The organism is Nitratireductor alexandrii (assembly GCF_004000215.1).
GTDB lineage: Bacteria > Pseudomonadota > Alphaproteobacteria > Rhizobiales > Rhizobiaceae > Mangrovimarina > Mangrovimarina alexandrii.
Map to the genome: position 1 here is coordinate 459,203 of NZ_RBVY01000004.1, position 17,283 is coordinate 476,485.

The 17,283-nt window shown below is 65.9% G+C and carries 14 protein-coding genes and 2 pseudogenes; 3 read left to right on the top strand and 13 right to left on the bottom strand.

Going from position 1 to position 17,283, the window contains the following annotated elements; genetic code table 11:
* Nucleotides 1-35 precede the first annotated feature (35 nt).
* Nucleotides 36-611 (bottom strand): hypothetical protein, encoded by a 576-nt coding sequence (locus EP380_RS11745; RefSeq protein ID WP_238719832.1) that lies wholly within the window; start codon nucleotides 609-611, stop codon nucleotides 36-38.
* A 142-nt stretch (nucleotides 612-753) separates the two neighbouring features.
* Between EP380_RS11745 and trmFO the strand changes: the two genes are divergently transcribed.
* The gene (gene trmFO, locus EP380_RS11750) at nucleotides 754-2,172 is read left to right on the top strand and encodes a methylenetetrahydrofolate--tRNA-(uracil(54)-C(5))-methyltransferase (FADH(2)-oxidizing) TrmFO (protein WP_127598767.1); all 1,419 of its coding nucleotides are present in this window, start codon (nucleotides 754-756) and stop codon (nucleotides 2,170-2,172) included.
* Between the two features lie 48 nt (nucleotides 2,173-2,220).
* Nucleotides 2,221-3,057 (top strand): crotonase/enoyl-CoA hydratase family protein, encoded by an 837-nt coding sequence (locus EP380_RS11755; RefSeq protein WP_106569221.1) that lies wholly within the window; start codon nucleotides 2,221-2,223, stop codon nucleotides 3,055-3,057.
* A gap of 80 nt (nucleotides 3,058-3,137) precedes the next feature.
* Here the strand turns inward: EP380_RS11755 and EP380_RS11760 are convergent, their stop codons facing one another.
* The 7 genes from EP380_RS11760 to yajC all read right to left on the bottom strand — a co-directional run bounded on the left by EP380_RS11760 (nucleotide 3,138) and on the right by yajC (nucleotide 11,449).
* Nucleotides 3,138-5,639 (bottom strand): membrane-bound PQQ-dependent dehydrogenase, glucose/quinate/shikimate family, encoded by a 2,502-nt coding sequence (locus EP380_RS11760; protein ID WP_238719833.1) that lies wholly within the window; start codon nucleotides 5,637-5,639, stop codon nucleotides 3,138-3,140.
* 166 nt (nucleotides 5,640-5,805) lie between these two features.
* Nucleotides 5,806-6,765, bottom strand: a complete 960-nt coding sequence (locus EP380_RS11765) for a sterol desaturase family protein (protein ID WP_238719834.1) — start codon at nucleotides 6,763-6,765, stop codon at nucleotides 5,806-5,808.
* Nucleotides 6,765-7,196, bottom strand: a complete 432-nt coding sequence (locus EP380_RS11770) for a hypothetical protein (RefSeq protein ID WP_127598768.1) — start codon at nucleotides 7,194-7,196, stop codon at nucleotides 6,765-6,767. The genes EP380_RS11765 and EP380_RS11770 overlap by 1 nt, the downstream gene beginning before the upstream one ends.
* A 75-nt stretch (nucleotides 7,197-7,271) precedes the next feature.
* Nucleotides 7,272-8,090 carry a phytoene/squalene synthase family protein gene (locus tag EP380_RS11775; protein WP_127598769.1) on the bottom strand — a complete coding sequence of 273 codons (819 nt, stop codon included), beginning with the start codon at nucleotides 8,088-8,090 and terminating at the stop codon, nucleotides 7,272-7,274.
* Nucleotide 8,091: 1 nt separating this feature from the next.
* The gene (locus tag EP380_RS11780) at nucleotides 8,092-8,481 is read right to left on the bottom strand and encodes an Mth938-like domain-containing protein (protein ID WP_127598770.1); all 390 of its coding nucleotides are present in this window, start codon (nucleotides 8,479-8,481) and stop codon (nucleotides 8,092-8,094) included.
* 7 nt (nucleotides 8,482-8,488) lie between these two features.
* Nucleotides 8,489-11,059, bottom strand: coding sequence for a protein translocase subunit SecDF (gene secDF, locus EP380_RS11785; protein WP_127598771.1), 2,571 nt, complete (start codon nucleotides 11,057-11,059; stop codon nucleotides 8,489-8,491).
* Nucleotides 11,060-11,107: 48 nt separating this feature from the next.
* Nucleotides 11,108-11,449 carry a preprotein translocase subunit YajC gene (yajC, locus tag EP380_RS11790; protein WP_106569216.1) on the bottom strand — a complete coding sequence of 114 codons (342 nt, stop codon included), beginning with the start codon at nucleotides 11,447-11,449 and terminating at the stop codon, nucleotides 11,108-11,110.
* Nucleotides 11,450-11,614: 165 nt separating this feature from the next.
* Between yajC and EP380_RS11795 the strand changes: the two genes are divergently transcribed.
* On the top strand, nucleotides 11,615-12,481 hold the full coding sequence (locus EP380_RS11795; protein WP_127598772.1) for an ATP-binding protein: 867 nt from the start codon (nucleotides 11,615-11,617) through the stop codon (nucleotides 12,479-12,481).
* A gap of 98 nt (nucleotides 12,482-12,579) precedes the next feature.
* Here EP380_RS11795 and EP380_RS11800 read toward each other — a convergent pair whose 3' ends face one another.
* The 5 genes and pseudogenes from EP380_RS11800 to EP380_RS23935 all read right to left on the bottom strand — a co-directional run.
* Nucleotides 12,580-14,157 (bottom strand): peptidoglycan DD-metalloendopeptidase family protein, encoded by a 1,578-nt coding sequence (locus tag EP380_RS11800; RefSeq protein ID WP_127598773.1) that lies wholly within the window; start codon nucleotides 14,155-14,157, stop codon nucleotides 12,580-12,582.
* A 126-nt stretch (nucleotides 14,158-14,283) separates the two neighbouring features.
* Nucleotides 14,284-14,937, bottom strand: a complete 654-nt coding sequence (locus EP380_RS11805) for a protein-L-isoaspartate(D-aspartate) O-methyltransferase (RefSeq protein ID WP_106569213.1) — start codon at nucleotides 14,935-14,937, stop codon at nucleotides 14,284-14,286.
* Nucleotides 14,934-15,692 carry a 5'/3'-nucleotidase SurE gene (gene surE / locus EP380_RS11810; protein WP_106569212.1) on the bottom strand — a complete coding sequence of 253 codons (759 nt, stop codon included), beginning with the start codon at nucleotides 15,690-15,692 and terminating at the stop codon, nucleotides 14,934-14,936. The genes EP380_RS11805 and surE overlap by 4 nt, the downstream gene beginning before the upstream one ends.
* Before the next feature lie 2 nt (nucleotides 15,693-15,694).
* Nucleotides 15,695-16,294: pseudogene (gene serS / locus EP380_RS23930) on the bottom strand (serine--tRNA ligase); the annotation flags it as partial.
* Nucleotides 16,295-16,468: 174 nt separating this feature from the next.
* Nucleotides 16,469-17,149: pseudogene (locus tag EP380_RS23935) on the bottom strand (serine--tRNA ligase); the annotation flags it as partial.
* Between the last annotated feature and the right edge of the window lie 134 nt (nucleotides 17,150-17,283).

Genomic DNA, 17,283 nt, shown 5'->3' on the forward strand with positions numbered 1-17,283 from the left:
ATCATCCATATCCGATTTCGGGCGCGAACACCCGCTCAGCGCGCACCCATCACCCCGCGCGAGCGCCATTCGCTGTAAAGCATGATGTCGGGCGCGCCGCCCATCGGCTCGTACCAGCTATCGACCGCCCACAGCGTGCCGCCGCGCTCGCGGATCATCGCCGTGGAATGCGGATAGCGGCCGTCGACGAACAGGCCCCGCGAGCGATTCCACTCCACCGTATGGTGCTTCAGGAGACCCCGTTCCTGCAGATAAAGCAGCAGCGAGCGGGTATTGGTCGATTCGTCGATGCAATCCATCTGGCCCTTGACCCGGGAGCCGGCGAGATTGGATTTGGCAGCGTCGCGCACGCCGATCACGCCGCCAGCACGATCCTCAAAATATTGCACCGCCTTGGAGATCGCGCCGCGTTCGTCCGCCGCCGTTTCGGCATAAGCGAACATGCCGCCGAAGGTTTCGCCATCGCGGGCGGTCAGGGTCAGCCTGGTCTTGTAGGAACAATTATAGCCGTGGCAGACATAAAGCCGCTTGGTTGTGGTCTTGGTGATCTCGCCGGTATAGTTGCTCGATACCGACGTGCAGCCGGCCGCGGCAACCAGCCCGAAGCCCACGATGATTCGCCCGAATGACCCGCCACCCACCATCGTGCGATCATAGAAAACGACGCGCGGCCCGGCAAATCGAAAAACGCCGTGCCGTGCAACCGCCCACCGGCCGATTGCATTCGGCCCGCGCGGGGACTATCTCGACCCCATGAACACAAAACCCATCCACGTCATCGGCGGCGGTCTTGCCGGCAGCGAAGCCGCCTGGCAGATCGCCGAGGCCGGCGTTCCCGTCATCCTTCACGAAATGCGCGGCGTGCGCGGCACCGACGCCCATAAGACCGACGGGCTCGCCGAACTGGTCTGCTCGAATTCCTTCCGCTCCGACGATGCCGAAACCAACGCGGTCGGCCTGCTGCATGCGGAGATGCGGCTTGCCGGCTCGCTGATCATGGCCTGCGGCGACGCCCACCAGGTTCCGGCCGGCGGCGCGCTGGCCGTCGACCGCGAAGGCTTTTCTGCCGCCGTGACGGAGAAAGTCGAGACGCACGAACTGATCACGGTGGTGCGCGAGGAAGTCCGCGGCCTGCCGCCGGCGGACTGGGACCAGGCGATCATCGCCACAGGCCCGCTGACCGCGCCGTCGCTGGCCGAGGCCATTCGCGCCGAAACCGGCGCCGACGCACTGGCTTTTTTCGACGCGATCGCCCCTATCGTGCATTTCGATACGATCAACATGGATATTTGCTGGTTCCAGTCGCGCTACGACAAGGTCGGTCCAGGCGGCACCGGCAAGGACTACATCAACTGCCCGATGGACAAGGCCCAGTACGCGGCCTTCGTCCAGGCGCTTATTGACAGCGACAAGACCGAGTTCAAGCAGTGGGAAGGCACGCCTTATTTCGACGGCTGCCTGCCGGTCGAGGTGATGGCCGAGCGCGGGCCGGAGACGCTGCGCCACGGACCGATGAAGCCGATGGGCCTGACCAACGCCCACGCCCCCGACATCAAGCCCTACGCCGTCGTGCAGCTGCGCCAGGACAACGCGCTGGGCACGCTCTACAACATGGTCGGCTTTCAGACGAAGCTGAAATATGGCGAGCAGGCGCGCGTGTTGCACATGATCCCCGGGCTTGAACGGGCCGAATTCGCCCGGCTCGGCGGCGTGCACCGCAACACCTATATCAACTCACCCGTCCTGCTCGACGGCGCGCTGCAACTGAAATCGCGACCAGGCCTGCGCTTTGCCGGCCAGATCACCGGGTGCGAGGGATATGTCGAAAGCGCCGCGATGGGTCTGCTTGCCGGACGCTTCGCCGCCGCCGAGCGGCTCGGCCGCGCCGCACCGCCGCCGCCCGTTACCACCGCCTTCGGCGCCTTGCTTTCCCACATCACCGGCGGCCACATCGTCTCCGACGACGAGCCGGGCAAACGCTCCTTCCAGCCCATGAACGTCAATTTCGGCCTGTTTGAGCCGCTCGAGCCCGGCGCGATCGAAAAGCCGGAGGGCCGGCGCTTTCGTGGCAAGGAAAAGGCGATCGCCCGCAAGAAGGCTTTGACCGGCCGCGCGCTCGCCGACTGCCGGGCCTGGCTGGGGCTTGCGCCGCGCGCCGAAGCCGCGGAATAGTCGGGCCCAGTCGGCAGCCGTGTCCGACGCAACCGGGGACTCGCCGCCATGACCGCGTTCGAAAGCACCTTCTTCCACGTCGAGCGCCATGGCGCCGTCGTTCATCTGGTGATGAACCGACCCGACCGGGCCAATGCCATGAGCTCCGATTTCTGGACCGACCTGCCGCGCCTGATCGCCGCCCTCGGCCGCGACCAGACCGTGCGCTGCGCGGTGATCTCGGGCGCGGGCAAAAATTTCACCGGCGGCATGGATCTTGCCGCCTTCGCCGACATCGCAAAACTGTTCGAGGCCGAACCGGGACGGGCGGCGCTGGCCATGCGCGATCTGATCCTGACGCTGCAGGACGCCTTCACCGCGCTGGAACGGGCGCGATTTCCGGTGATCGCAGCCGTGCACGGCGCCTGCGTTGGCGCAGGCGTCGACCTGATCACCGCCTGCGACATGCGGCTCGCCGCCGCCGATGCCGCCTTCGCCGTCGAGGAAATCCATATCGGCATGGCCGCCGATGTCGGCACGCTGCAAAGACTGCCCAAGCTGATCGCGCCGTCCGTGGCGGCCGAACTCGCCTATACCGGGCGCCGGTTCTCCGCCGAGGAGGCGAAAGGGTTCGGTCTGGTCTCCACGGTATATGACGAGCGCGAGACGCTGGTTGCGGGCGCCCTCGAGTTGGCGCACGCGATCGCGCGCAAGTCGCCGCTGGCGATCACCGGCATCAAGCGCAACCTCGCCTATGCACGCGACCACTCGGTCGCCGACGGCCTCGACTATATCGCGACCTGGAACGCCGGCATGTTGCGGCCGCAGGACCTGATGGCGGCGGTGCAGGCGAAGATGGCCAAGCGCGAAGCCCAGTTTGCCGATCTGTTGCAAAGCGAAGCCTGAAAGCCGCGACCGGCCGGTCGGCGGAGGTCCCGCTGGCAGGCCGGCGGCGCATTCGTTCCTGCGCCGCCGCGGTCCCCGTCCTACTCGGCCGCCGGCTCCGGCAGCGCGAAGGCGATCACGTAGTCGCCGCGCTCGGGCGAGGTGCGCGCGCCGCCCGCCGACACCACGACATATTGCCGGCCCGTCTCGGGAGATGTGTAGACCAGCGGGGTCGTCTGCGCGCCCACCGGCAGCCGGTGCTTCCACACTTCCTTGCCGGTCGCCAGGTCGAAGGCGCGGATATTGTGGTCAAGCGTGCCGGCATAGAAGACCAGGCCCGAAGCCGTCGTCACCGGGCCGCCCACCGTCGGCATCCCGGTCGGCATCGGCACATGCATCTTGATGCCGAGGGGACCGTTGTCCTCGACCGTGCCGAGCGGCACCTGCCAGGCGATGGTCTGGCTTTTCAGATCGATCGCCGTCAGCGTGCCGTAAGGCGGCTCCTGACACGGAATGCCGAGCGGTGACATGAAGGTCACCTTGGCCGCGCCATAGGGCGTGCCGAGCTGACCCGAGAGCCCTTCATGGGAGTTGCGCGCGTCCGCCTTGTCGGCCTCACCGCGGGCAACGAGCTGGATGCGGTGCGGCGAGCGCGTATCGTTGAACACCAGATAGCCGGTCGGCTCGTGGATCGACGAACTGCCCCAATTCATACCGCCGAAGAAACCCGGCCATTGCAGCGTCGGCTCCAGCCCCGGCGGAGTGAATTCGCCCTCATAGCGCATCTTGCGAAACTCGATGCGGCAATAAAGCTGATCGAACGGCGTGGTGCCCCACATCCGCGCTTCCGTCAGCGGGTCGGCGCCGATGCTGGGCATGCCCACCGAATAGGGTTGCGTCGCGGCCGTCCAATCCCCTTCGACCGCCCCCTGCGGCACCGCGCGGTCCTCGACCGCGAAGACCGGTTCGCCGGTTGCGCGGTCGAGCACGAAGATCTGGCCGCGCTTGGTCGTTTGGATCAACGCCGCGTGCGTGCCGCCCTGCCCGTCCGGAATATCGTAGAGGGCGGGTTGCGAAGGCACGTCATAGTCCCACAGATCGTGGTTGACGGTGCGGAAGTGCCAGCGTTCGCGTCCCGTCTGGATGTCGAGCGCGACGACGGCGGCGGTGTATTCCTCCGCCCGCTGTGAACGATGCGCGCCGAAGAAATCCGGAGTCGCGTTGCCGGTCGGCAGGTAGACCAGACCGAGCTCCGGATCGAAGGCCGGCGTGCTCCACACATTCGGCGTGCCGCGCGTATAGGTTCCGCCTTCCGGGGGGAAGCGTGTGATGTCCGGATTGCCGAGGTCCCAGGCCCAGACGAGTTCGCCCGTCTCAGCGTCGAAACCGCGTACGACGCCCGAAGGAAGACCGATGGCGACATTGTCGACGACCCAGCCGCCGATAATGATGATGCCCTGCGCCACCGTCGGCGCCGACGTCTGGAAATAGAAGCCGGGGCGTACCTCGCCCATGCCGACCGTCAGGTTGACCGTGCCGTTTTCACCGAATTGCGGGCACGGCGCGCCAGTATCGGCATCGAGCTGGATCAGGCGGGCATCGATCGTGGTCAAGACGATGCGGCGCTGACAGATGCCCGCCTGCTCGGCGGGACGCGTCTGTTCGGGCTCGGCCGGGACGAGCGCCTCACCTTGCGCGCCATCGTCCTCGACGGCCGCAGCCACCGCTGCCTGTGCTGCTTCCGCTTCGGAGGCGCGAACCGCCTGCAGCCCGGCGGAGATGCGACCGGTCGATTCGTAATAGCCGACGCTGCGGCACCGCTGCCACAGCGGCGAAGACGCTTCGGGGTCGAAGCTCCAGCGCTTCTCGCCGGTATCGGCGTCCAGCGCGTGGACCACGTTGCGCACCGTGCACACATAAACGGTGTCGCCGACCTGAAGCGGCGTGTTCTGGTCTTCGGCACCCGTGCCGGTCTCGTTGATGGGCACGTCGCCGTGGCGGAATTCCCAGGCCACCTCGAGCTGGCCGACATTTTCGGGCGTGATTTGAGCGGACGGCGCATAACGCGTGCCGGCCGGCGTGCGCCCGTAATGCTGCCAGCTTTGCGCGACTTCGGCCGTCTCGGCCAGCGTTTCCGGCGCCCCGCTGGCTGCGACGTAGGGCACGGGCTGGAACGCGCGGTAACCGGTTGCAGCAAGCGCCACAACCAAGAGCGCAGCCATGGCAAAGGCCGGCAGACGCGCCGGTCGACCGCTGCCACGCTTCAGCAACGGCGCGGCCAGGAAGATCAACACGCCCAGCACCGCCGGCGCGACCAGGCGCGAGACCAGCGGCCAGAACTGGAAGCCGACCTCCCAGATCGCCCAGATCACCGTACCGACGAACACCACGACGAAAATGTGCAGGCCCAGAACGTGGCTGCGGGCCAGAAACCAGGCCGACAACAGCAAGCCCGCGCCGGCGACGGCGAAGTACCAGGAGCCGCCGAGCGAGATGAGCTGAACTCCGCCGATCAGGAGATAGCCGCCGCCGGCAAGCATGACGAGGCAAAGAAGAAGAACGGGCCAGGAGGCCCAGCGCGGGGGAAGCGGCATGGCAGCCATAGAACGACCTTTCCGTTTGGCACGCAGGCGCGCCGTATTTCCCTCCCAGCGGGCACGCCCCTACGACGCTCGAACCGCGATGTCCATCGCGCTACCGAGTTATGGACAGTTAGATCTCGGCGTGGATCAATCGCCGGCCGGCAGCGGCCGATTGCGCGCCTTGCGCCTACTTGGTCGACGCCAGGCCGGCACCGTCCGCCGTTGGCAGGCCCGGCTTGCCCGCTTCGGCCGGATTGCGGCGCACGAAATCGGCTTTCAGGCTTTGCGAGGTCTCGCGCGAACCGTCATGGCTCCAGCCCGGCGGCATGAACAGGTAGCCCAGACGCTGTCGCAGCGTCAGACCGGGCGCGGCGGCGTCCTTGAACATGCCGATCCATTCGTGGAAGGCGACCTTGAACGGGTTGAAGGTACCCAGGTTCTTGACGATGCCGTATCGTGGCCGCTCCTCTTCCAACTCCTCCACGAAGGTACCGAACATGCGGTCCCATATGATCAGCGTGCCGGCATAGTTGGCATCGAGATAGCGCGGATTGGTGGCGTGGTGGACGCGGTGATGCGACGGCGTGTTGAAAATCGCCTCGAACCAGCCCCACATCTTGCCGATCGTCTCGGTATGGATCCAGAACTGCCAGACCAGATTGAAGCCGAAGACGAAGGCGATCACCGCCGGATGGACGCCCAGCAGCACGATCGGCGCCTGCAACACGAACATGCCGGTGAACGTGCCCGTCCACGACTGCCTGAGCGCGGTCGACAAATTATAGTGCTGGCTGGAATGGTGGTTGACGTGCTCGGCCCATACCCACCGGCAGCGATGGGCGATGCGATGATACCAGTAATAGCGCAGGTCATCGAGCAGGAAGGCGACGACGAACACCCACCAATGCAGGCCGAGATCGAACAGGCGGAACTGCCAAACCCAGGACAGCGCCCAATAGGCGACGAAACCGAGCAATATGCCGGCCACCACATTGCCCGTGCCCATCATCAGACTGGTAAAGGTGTCACGGGTCTCGAACGCCCCCCTGGCGCGACCCGAGCGCACCAGCCACAGCTCCAGCAGGATCGCGGCGACGAAAAACGGGATCGCCAGTTCCGTGACTTTTGGAAAATCGTAGCCGTCCATCAGGCGCTCTTTCGTTGCTCGTTGCGGTTGGCCGGCGAAAGCCGTTGCGACAGGCGCTGCACCTCCCCGGCGCTTGCGAACCGGAAACATCCGCCCGCCCAGGTGAAATCCCTGGTTTTCAGGCAAAGCGTGGCGCCGTCGGCGTCGACCGCGGCCAGGTCGGGCGGCCGCACGATACGGGTCAGAAAGTGCATTCCCACCGCCTGGACGATCCCCGTGCGGGTGCCGTCGAGCAGCAGAAACGCCGCCGTGGGCGGTGTCGTCAGAAGCACCTCGGCAATCGTCTCATTGGGAAAATCCTCGGCAAACCGCCGGCGCGCCCGATCCGCGTTCGCCAGTTCGGCCGCACGCGTTCCCCCGCTCGCATGCACCGCGACGAGGACGGCCGCTATGCCGATCACGACGATGGCGACCAGGACCGTCAGGCTCATGCCGGCTCTCTCCCGTCGGCGCTCCTTGCGCCCGGCACGCTGTAGCATTTTTGACGTAAACGTAAAAGAGAGTCGTCACCAGCCGCCGGTCGCGCGGCGCAAGATCAGCCAGTGCCTGCGCAGCGCCGAGGGCGCGGGCGCGTCGACGCCTTTGCTCTCGATTCGGTCGAGGCTTGCCTCGATTACGGCCAGTGGCAGGAATGCCGGACGCAGGCTGGCCGGCAGGCTCGGCGCGTCGCGCAAAAAAGCACCGAAATGATCACGGGCCAGCGCCAGCATGGCCGCAACAGCCCGCCCTACCCCGTCATCGTCGTCGTTGCTGAGAAAAGCCTCACGATCCGTCCCCACGGCGGCGAGCAGATCGGCCGGCACGTAGCATTGGCCGCGCGCGCGGTGCCGCGACAGGTCCTGCAACAGGCCGGTCATGGTCTGCGCGCACCCGGCATGGCCGGCCAAGTCGGCCTGGCCGGCGGCCGTCTCGGCGTCGAGCACCAGCGCGGCAAGCTGGATCAGCGCCGCGCCAGTTTCCCCGCAATAACCTTCCAGCGTCGTCCTGTCGGGCATCGGATCGTCGTAGAGGTCGAAGACACGCGCCTCCAGCATGGCCTCGAACGCGGCTACCGGCAGGCGATAGGCGTCGATCGCCGCAATCAGCGCGTCGGCGACGGGACTGCCGGTCGGCTGGCCGGCGGCGATCGCATCGCGCCACCATTGCAGCCGGATTTCGCCGGGCAGCGGTTCGCGAACCAGATCCCGCACCCTGGCCGTCTCGACGTGAAAGGCATAAAGCGCAAACAGTGCCGGCCGCTTGTCTTCGGGCGCGTAAAGGGTCGCCAGATAACGGTCGGGATCGCCGGCGCGCACGATCTCGCGCACATGCGCATCGGCCGCCATTTCAGGACACGGCGACCAGGGCCGCCGCCACGGCCCGATCCTCGGCCAGAAGCACGTTGTAGGTGCGCACGGCCGCTCCCGTCGACATCGCCTCCACCGTCAACCCGGCCGCGCGGACGGCCTCGCGCACCGCCTTGGGCAGCGGCTTCAGCGCCGTGCCGGTTCCGACCAGCAAAAGTTCGATCTCGGCTGCCTCGTCGAAGACACGGCCGAAATCGGTTTCGCCGAGCGCAGTCGCATCGGCCGGCTGCCAGCCGTGAATGCCCGACGGCACGCACAGGATGGAGCCGCGATGCGACATCTCGGCAAACCGGAAACCGCCATTGCCGTAGGCGTCGATCGGCGCCCGGCCCGGAAAATGGGCCTCGCGCATGATGATACCGCCGGCCATGGCCGCCTCAGGCTTTCGACGTTTCGGCCGGCGCGTCCTGATCGTCCTCCTTCGCCTCGTCCTTGCTGGCCGAAAGCGCGCCCGGCCGAAGCTTGAACAGGATCAGGATCGGCGCGGCGATGAAGATCGACGAATAGGTGCCGAACACCACGCCGAACAGCATTGCGGCCGTGAACGAACGGATCACCTCGCCGCCGAACAGGAACAGCGCCGTCAAGGCGAGCAAGGTGGTGACCGATGTCATCAAGGTGCGCGACAAGGTCAGGTTGATGGCGTTGTTGAGCAATTGCGGCAAGGGCATCTTCTTGTAACGCCGCAACTCCTCGCGCACCCGGTCATAGACGACCACCGTGTCGTTCAGCGAATAGCCGACAATGGTCAAAATGGCCGCGATCGAGGACTGATTGAACTCGATGCCGGAAATCACGAAAAAGCCGACCGTGATGACGATATCATGCACGGTGGCGATGATCGCTCCGACCGCGAACTGCCATTCGAAGCGCAGCCAGATATAGACCATGATCAGGGCGAAGGCCGCCAGAACGCCGATCGTGCCCTGCATCGCGAGTTCGGACGAGACCGTCGGTCCGACGGTTTCCACACGGCGGATATCGTAGTCCTGCTCGAGCTCGCCGCGAACCTTGACCACGACGCTCTGTTCGGCGTTGTCGCCGGCCTCCTGCGAGGCGACGCGGATCAGCACATCGGTTTCGGTACCGAACTGCTGGACCTGGATATCCCCGATATTAAGATCGGAGAGCCGGCCGCGGATTTCGCCGATATCGGCGGCCTGACCGTCGCGCGTCTGCACCTCGATCAGCGATCCGCCCTTGAAGTCGATGCCGTAATTCATGCCCACGCCGATGAACAGCACGACGGAAGCCACCGACAAAAAGGCGGAAAACGCGAAGGTGATGCGCCGGAAGCTCATGAATGCGATTTTCGTGCCGGGCCGGATCAGCGACACGAACGAGCGCGGCAGCTCCTTCGGCCGGCGGCGGCGGACCCATTCGGCCAGCATCCAGCGGCTGAAGGTAAAGGCGGTGAAGACCGTCGTCACGATGCCGATCGCCAGGGTCACGGCAAAACCGCGCACCGGCCCGCTGCCCAGATAAAACAGCACGACGGCCGCGATCAGCGTCGTCACGTTGGCATCGACGATGGTGGCGAAGGCGCGTGAGAAACCGGTATCGATCGCCTGAATCAGCGAGCGCCCGTTGCGCCGTTCCTCGCGGATACGCTCATAGATCAGCACGTTGGAATCGACCGCCATGCCCATGGTCAGCACGATGCCGGCGATGCCGGGCAAGGTCAACGTGGCCCCGAGCACCGACAGGATCGCCACGATCATCCCGATATTGGCCAGCAGCGCCAGATTGGCCAGCACGCCGAGCGTGCCGTAGGCGGCGATCATGAACACCACTACCAGCACGGCGCCGATCAGGCCGGCAAGCTTGCCCGCGTCGATGGAATCCTGGCCGAGCCCCGGCCCGACCGTGCGCTCCTCGATGATGGTCAGGGTTGCCGGCAGCGCGCCGGCGCGCAGCAGCACCGCCAGGTCGTTGGCGCTCTGAACGTCGAAATTGCCCGAGATCTGGCCCGTGCCGCCGAGGATCGGCTCGCGGATCTGCGGCGCCGAGATCACCTGCTCGTCGAGCACGATGGCAAACAGCCGACCGACATTTTCCTGGGTCGCCTGGCCGAACCGGGTCGCGCCCTTGGTGTCGAAGCGGAACGAAACGACCGGCTCGTTGGTGCGCTGGTCGAACGTCGCCTGCGCGTCGACCAGGTTTTCGCCCGACACGATGACGCGGTTTTCGATCAGATAGGGCACCGGCGGATCGTCGGTGGAATAAAGCACCGTCGTGCCCGGCGGCGGGCGGCTTTCGATCGCCTCCTGCACCGGCACCGAGGTGTCGACCATCTGGAAGGTCAGCTTCGCGGTCTGGCCGAGAATGTCCTTCAGGCGCTGCGGGTCCTGCAGCCCGGGCACCTGAACCAGGATTCGGTCGTCGCCCTGTCTCTGGATGATCGGTTCGGTGGTGCCGAGTTCGTTGACGCGCCGGCCGACGACTTCGATCGACTGCGACAGCGCGGAAGCGAGGCGATAGGTGATGCCCTCATCGGTCAGCGTGAAGCGCAGCAGGCCCGGCTCCGGCTCTTCGAGCGCGAGTTCGGTCACCGTGCCGCCGGCGAACAGGCCGGCAGAGACCGGCTCGGTCAACTGCGCCAGTGCCTCCTTGGCGCGCTCGACATCGCCGGCGTCGCGCACGCGCACCTGGACGGTGCGGCTCGAACCGGAAAGCCCAGTATAGCCGATGCGGGCGTCGCGCAGCAGGCGGCGCACGTCGTCGCGGGTCGATTCGAGGCGCTCCTCGATCAGGTCCCGCCTTTCGATCTGCAACAGGATGTGCGAGCCGCCCTGCAGGTCGAGGCCGAGCGTCATCTGGCGCTTCGGCAACCAGTCCGGCAGACTGGCAACAGTCGCCTGGGAAAAAAGGTTGGGCGCGGCGAACACGATCCCGGCCAGAACGGCCAGCCAGATCAGAGTCGTCTTCCAGCGGGTGAAATACAGCATCAGCCTGTCCGTCGGGGCGAAAACGAGATCATTTCACCCTGTTCTGGGTTATTTTTTGGCGTTCTGGTTGGCGACCGGCTCGCCCTTGACCCGCACTTCCGCGATCGTGGCGCGCATCGCCGTCACCTTCATGCCGCCGCCGAGATCGATTTCCAATTCGTGGTCGTTGATGACCTTGGTGACCTTGCCGACCAGACCGCCGCCGGTGATCACCGAATCGCCCCTGCGGATCGCCGCCAGCATTTCCTGGCGTTTTTTCATCGTCTGGCGCTGCGGCCGAATGATGAGAAAATACATGATCACGAAGATCAGCACGAACGGCAGGATGCTGATCAGCATGTCGGAGCCGCCAGCAGCCCCTGTTTGCGCATAAGCCGGTGTTACGAACATAGAATTCTCCTGAGAACGCCGCCGTGCGCAAAAGGCCCCGGCCGAAGGTGGGCGGAATATAGTCTCTCGCGCCTTCATTGCAACCGGATGGACCGGGTTTCGGCCCGCTTTTGCCGGCGGCACGCGCGTGGTAGAGCGCGCAGACATAATTCAGGACGGACGGAAATGACAGAAGCCCGCAGCGAAACCCTTGGTGAAAAACTCGACCGGCTGATCGCGGCGGTGTCGCGCCTGGCCCCGCCGCCGCCGGCAGCGCCCGATTTCGACGCCGCCGACTGCTTCGTGTGGGAAGCCGAAACCGGCATGCTCACCCCGGTGGAGCGGGTCAACCGGGTGGAGATCGATCTGATCAAGGGCGTCGACCGTGTGCGCGACATCCTGGTCGACAACACGCAGCGTTTCGCCGACGGCTACCCGGCCAACAACGTGCTTTTGTGGGGCGCGCGCGGCATGGGCAAGTCGTCTCTGGTCAAGGCGGCGCACGCCGCCGTCAACGCGAGCCACGCGGCCCGGCTGCGCCTGATCGAAATCCACCGCGAGGACATCGACACGCTGCCCGCCCTGCTGGCCCTGCTCAAGGGCGTCGCGCATCGCTTCATCCTGTTTTGCGACGATCTGTCCTTCGACCACGACGACACCTCCTATAAGTCGCTGAAGGCGGCTCTGGAGGGCGGTGTGGAGGGCCGGCCCGACAACGTCATCTTCTACGCCACCTCGAACCGCCGGCATCTCCTGCCGCGCGACATGATCGAAAACGAGCGCTCCACCGCCATCAACCCGTCCGAGGCGGTGGAGGAAAAAGTCTCGCTGTCGGACCGGTTCGGCCTGTGGCTCGGTTTCCACAAATGCTCCCAGGACGACTATCTCGCCATGGTCGACGGCTACGTCTCCCACTACGGCTTGGCGATCGACGCCGAGACCCTGCGCGCGCAGGCGCTGGAATGGGCGACCACGCGCGGTTCGCGCTCGGGCCGCGTCGCCTGGCAGTTCGTCCAGGATCTGGCCGGACGGCTCGGCCGCAGGCTGGGCTGAGCGGCTGCGCACAACGAAATCGCCCGCCCCTTGCGGGACGGGCGAAGCTGGCGGGCCCGACTGGAGGCGATGACCCGCTGCCTACTGTTTAGGGCGCCCTATTCGAGATAACCGGTCGGATCGACCGGCACGGAATCCTTGCGCACCTCGAAATGGAGTTTCGGCAGGTCAGCCGAACCGCTCATGCCCGAGCGTGCGATCTCCTGGCCGCGCCGCACCTTGTCGCCGCGCGCCACCTTCAACTGGCTGGCATGGCCGTAAACGGTAACCAAGCCGTCCTCGTGACGCACCAGAACCGTATTGCCGAATTCCTTCAGCCCGTCGCCCGCATAGATCACGACGCCGTTCTCGGCCGCCTTGACCGGCGTGCCTTCCGGCACGGCGATGTCGATGCCGTCATTCGGCTTGGAGCCGGTCTTGCGGCCGTAGCCGGCGATGACCCGGCCGCGCACCGGCCAGCGCATGCGCTCCACGCCGGTCGCTTCCGGCGCGACGGCTGCGCTTTTGGTGACGGTTTCGGCGATCGCCTTGTCGGAGGAACCGCGCGCGGTCTTGTCGGCTTCCGGCGGCGTGTAGGCCGTTACCGGGCTTTTCGTTGCATCGGATGCGCGTTTTTCGCCCGTGCCGGCGGTCTTGATCGGGTCGACGGGCTCGTCCGCCCGCACGAGCACCTGGCCGGACGCGGGAATGCGCAACTTCTGTCCGATGCGCAAATGGCCGTCACTCAGGCCGTTGGCCTGCTTGATCGCAGCGGCGGTGGTGCCGCGCTGGCGCGCGATGCCATAAAGCGTATCGCCGGCCACGACCGTGTAGGTCCCGTCCTTGGCGGGCGAAGGCGTGGCGGATGCCTTTTGCGTGGCGACGTCGCTGGTCTCGGCGGAAGCGACGCGCTGCTTGGGCTTCGGCGTCTGCGGCAGGATTGCCACGCTGCGGTCCGGCGAACGGCTCGGCAGCGGCACCTTGTCGGCCGGGACGTCGTAGCGTGAACCGCGCGAGGACTTCGCCTCCATCACGTTGGGATTGGCGTCGGGCGCCGAAATCGGCGCCTTGCGCGAATAGACATAAGTCGGGATCACTACCTTTTGGCCCGCAGACAATTCCCCGGCCGACTCCATGTCGTTGACCTTCATGATCGCCTTGACCGGCACGCCGAAGCGACGCGAGAGATTGTAGAGCGTTTCGCCTTCGCGGACCGTCACCTGGGTTCCGCCGGCCCGCGTCCAGCCCTCGCCATCCGCATCAGCGCCGGCCGGCGCCGGGGCGGGAGCCGCGGCAACAACCTGGCGCGGCGCGGCCGGGGCCACCGGCTCAGGAGCAACCGGCTCGGCCCGCGCCACCTCGACCGGCCGTGCCGGCATTGGCTGGCGGACGGGCGCCGGCAGCGTCTGGCGCTGAACGCTCCCGGTGCGGACTTCGACGGGTTCGACGGCGCGCCGATTGACCGAGCCGGTATAGGTCTGGTCGACCGGGGCCGGCCGTGGGCTCACATCGCCGGGAAAGGGCTGATCGATCACGTTGCCGAGAATGGCGCGCTGATTGGCCGTGGACGCGGTGAAAATCTCTTCATCGAAACGCATCGCGCCGGAACTGCAGCCGGCCAGAAAGCTGCCGGCGGCCAGAATGGCCGTCATGCGGGCGAAATCGCGCCCGGCTATGCCCAAGACTTTGATACGCATCGCAATACTCGCGAACACCGGTTACGGAACGTCACTCACCCAAAATTAAAGCGCGTTAATCTTACTGCCGCGTTAAGATGGCGCGACGCGCGGCGCGATTTCGCGAATTGCGTGAAAAGGCCGGCTTCAGATCGCCGCGGCCACGCCTTCGAGCAAGGGCTGGAAACGCACGACGCCGATATCGCTCCGGTCGAAACGGCTCCCCACCTTTTGCAGATGGACCAGCGCCTGCTCGCCCTCGCCCGGCCCGATCGGTGCGATCATCAGCCCGTTCGTCGACAATTGATCGACGAAATTGCGCGGCAGGGCCGAGAACGCGGCCCAACACACGATGCGGTCGAACGCCCCTTCGCCGGCGAGCCCGTTGGCCGCATCGGCCTGGCGCACGACCACATTGGCGATACCGAGCGCGTCGAGGCGGTGACGGGCCTGGTCGACCAGCGTCTTGTAGTGATCGACGGTGACGACGCGGCCGGCAAGCTGCGCCATCAGCGCGGCCGTGTAGCCCGACCCGGTGCCGATCTCCAGAACGCGGTGCTTCGGCTCCAGACCGAGCGCATGCACGATCTGGGCCTGCAGGTCGATCCCTTCCAGCGTTTCCCCGCATTCGATCGGGATCATCCGGTCGCACCACACGACGGACTGCCACTGGCCGGACACGAAACCGCGCCGCGGCACCGCCTCGATCGCGGCGATCAGCCGCTTGTCGTCGACGCCCTTGGCGCGGGCGCGCAGCAGGAAGGCGGCGAAACCCTCGCGATCGTCGCCGGCACGGGTCATGCGAGCCCCTTCGCCACCCTGTCTTTGAGTTCGTGCGCGGTCAGGTCGAGCTGAAGCGGTGTGACGGAGACGAAATTGTCGCGCATGGCGGCAAGATCGGTGCCCTCGCGCACTTCCGAGGGCTGGCGGCCGAAACGCAGCCAGTAATAGGGAAAATTACGCCCGTCGCGACGCTCGTCGATCCACAGGCCGTGCAAAAGCTTGCCCTGCGCGGTCACTTTCGTGCCCCGCACCTGCTCGGGCTCGCAATTGGGGAAATTCACGTTGAGGAACGCGCCTGCCGGCAGGTCCATGGCGATCAGCTTCTTCAGCAGTGCCGGCGCCAGCGTCTCCGCGACGTGCCACGGCACGAAGCGGTCGTCGTCGCGAAAACTGTAGGCCTGCGACAGCGCGATCGAGCGCACGCCGACCAGCGTCCCCTCCATGGCGCCGGCCACCGTGCCCGAATAAGTGACGTCGTCGGCGACGTTGCCGCCCGAATTGACGCCCGACAGCACCAGGTCCGGCGGCTCGGGCATGACCTTGCGCACACCCATGATGACACAATCGGTCGGTGTGCCGCGCAGGGCGAAATGGCGCTCGTCGAGCTTGCGCATCCTCAGCGGCTCGGACAGGGAAAGCGAATGGGCGAAACCCGACTGGTCGGTTTCCGGCGCCACCACCCACACATCGTCGGACAGGGTGCGCGCGATCCGCTCCAGCACCTGCAGTCCCTCGGCGTGGATGCCGTCATCGTTGGTCAGAAGAATGCGCATACTCAGCCGATCCTTTCCAGACCGCCCATATAGGGACGCAAAACTTCAGGAATGGTGACCGAGCCGTCGGCGTTCTGGTAGTTTTCCATCACCGCGATCAGCGCGCGACCGACCGCCGTGCCCGAGCCGTTGAGCGTGTGCACGAAGCGGGTCTGCTTCTCGCCCTCCGGCCGGTAGCGGGCCTCCATGCGCCGGGCCTGAAAGTCGCCGCACACCGAACAGGACGAAATCTCACGATACGCGTTCTGGCCCGGCAGCCAGACCTCGATGTCGTAGGTCTTTCTGGCCCCGAACCCCATGTCGCCCGAACACAGCACCACCGTGCGGTAAGGCAGGTCAAGGCGTTTGAGCACCTCTTCCGCGCAGCCCGTCATGCGCTCGTGCTCATCGAGTGAGGACGTTTCGTCGGTGATCGAGACCAGCTCGACCTTGTAGAACTGGTGCTGGCGCAGCATGCCGCGCGTGTCCTTGCCGGCCGAGCCGGCCTCGGAGCGGAAACACGGCGTCAGCGCGGTGAAGCGCAGCGGCAGCGATTTGGCGTCGAGGATTTCCTCGCGCACCAGGTTGGTGAGCGGGACCTCGGCGGTGGGGATAAGCCAGAGAGACTGGCGCTCAGGAGCGGAACTCGCGCGCCCCTTCTCAGCCACTAACGCTTCAACGATTTTCTCAACTACCGACCGCGTATCTTCGCTCTTTTTCTCCGCCTCCACTTCCAACGGGCTACTATCAATATTGAGTATTGCCCTAACGATCTGTTCTTGATTCGTTGCTTCTCGCGAGGTCTGGAAAAGATCGTCGGTGAATTTCGGCAATTGCCCGGTGCCGAACATCGGCCCGTCGCGTACCAGAAGCGGCGGCTGGACCTCCAGATAGCCGTGCTCGGTGGTGTGCAGGTCGAGCATGAACTGGCCGAGCGCGCGCTCGAGCCGGGCAAGCTGACCCTTGAGCACGGTGAAACGCGAGCCCGACAATTTCGCCGCCGTCTCGAAATCCATCAGGCCGAGCGCCTCGCCGATCTCGAAATGCTCCTTCGCCGCATTGGCGCGTTTCGGCTCGCCGACGCGGCGGATCTCGACATTGTCGGCCTCGTCGGCGCCGACGGGCACGTCGTCGTGCGGCAGGTTGGGCAGCGCCGCCAGCCGGTCGAACAGCGCCTTGTCGAGCGTGCGCTCCTCTGCCTCGCCGTCCTGAACGAAACGCTTGATATCGGCGACCTCGGCCTTGAGCTTTTCGGCCAGCGCCAGGTCCTTTTGCGCCATCGCCTTGCCGATCTCCTTGGAGGCGGCGTTGCGGCGTTCCTGCTTGGCCTGCAACTCGGTCAGATGGGCGCGCCGCGCCTCGTCCGCGGCCACCACGGCGTCGACCTCGGCGCGCGCATCCGCCGACGACCAGCCGCGCTTTTCAAGCGCTTCGGCCAGGGCCTCGGGGTTGTCGCGAATCCATCTTATGTCGAGCATGGCGAAAATCGGTTCCCATACGGTTGGTGTTGCCGAAACGGCATATGAATGTCCGCCACGCGCCGCACAACGCGCGCAAGACCGCCGAACGGCCTAAACCGCAAATCGGAATGGCGCAAGGCCGCGCCGCACCG